Raw genomic sequence first — 1,176 nt, 5'->3', positions numbered from 1 at the left:
TCGAACCACGAGACGTGGGTGACGGGATGGCGTTCCCGCCCGCCGACGGTGCTCCCCGGGCCTTCGGGATGACGCCAGTCCGCACCCGGGACGAACGACCACCACCTCGTGTAGTCGTCGAGCGGTACCGGCCCCGGAGGAGGAGTGAACACGAGCGAGCCGGGCACGAGCAGGGACGGATCGGCGCCGGGATAATCGGCCGGGTCCGGCGCGACCTCCGCGGTGGTGACGTGTCCGGTGTCCTTCACGAAGCGCCGGAACTCGGCGACGGTCACCGGGTGCGTGTCCATCCAGAACCCGTCGACCGTCACCTGGTGGACCGGTCGCTCCTCCGGATAGAAATCCTCCGACCCCATCCAGAACGTGCCCCCGGCGACGAGAGTCGTGTTCTGTGTCGCAGCACGCCTCATGACGTCAGCCTCGCACGGCCCGGGTCAGGGCGCGAGGGACGCACCGCCGCGAGGAGACCGCGCATTCACCGGTCCCGTCCCGCCCCCGTACCGCAGACTCGGGACATGCCCTCCACGACGACGGAACTGTCCCCGATGCTGGCGACCCTCGGTCCGCCGCCGACCGGGAATTGGGCGTTCGAGATGAAATGGGACGGCCAGCGCACCCTCGCCACGGTGACCGACGGACAGTGCCGGCTGACCAGCCGCACCGGCAACGACATCACCCGGAGCTTCCCCGAGCTCCCCCACCCGCTCACCACTGCGACGGACGGCCGGGACTGCATCGTCGACGGCGAGATCGTCACGCTCGATTCCGAGGGTCGGCCGTCCTTCGCCCGGTTGCAGCGCCGGATGCACGTCCACCGCCCCACCGAAGAGCTACGTGCCGAGCTACCGGTCCTGATCTACCTGTTCGACGTCCTCGCTCTCGACGGAGAGTCCACGACGGAGCTGTCCTATCTGGAGCGCCGGGCCGTCCTCGAGGACCTGATCGTCCCCGGACCTCGGGTTCAGCTGTCGCCCTACTGGACCGATGTCGACGCACCGACCATGCTCACGGTCGCGCGCGAACACGGCCTCGAAGGGATCGTCGCCAAGGACCCGGACGCACCGTATCTACCCGGGACCCGTAGCGACGGCTGGATCAAGACGCCGCTGCGTCGGAACACCGAGGTGGTCGTCGTCGGGTGGCTCCCCGGATCCGGCAAAGGCTGCCGGCGGCATC

2 protein-coding genes are annotated in these 1,176 nt (G+C 69.3%); one reads left to right on the top strand and one right to left on the bottom strand.

What is annotated here, in order from left to right; genetic code table 11:
* Positions 1-410 (bottom strand): SUMF1/EgtB/PvdO family nonheme iron enzyme (locus tag R1101_RS0123905; RefSeq protein WP_016935679.1); only part of this gene is annotated, 410 nt, incomplete at its 3' end.
* A gap of 105 nt (positions 411-515) precedes the next feature.
* Between R1101_RS0123905 and R1101_RS28550 the strand changes: the two genes are divergently transcribed.
* On the top strand, positions 516-1,176 hold a 661-nt coding region (locus R1101_RS28550), incomplete at its 3' end, for an ATP-dependent DNA ligase (RefSeq protein WP_016935678.1).

Origin of the sequence: Rhodococcus sp. R1101, from assembly GCF_000278445.1 — a bacterium.
GTDB lineage: Bacteria > Actinomycetota > Actinomycetes > Mycobacteriales > Mycobacteriaceae > Rhodococcus > Rhodococcus gordoniae.
The sequence above is the reverse complement of the archived record's forward strand: the minus strand, read 5'-3'. Positions and strand labels throughout refer to the sequence as shown.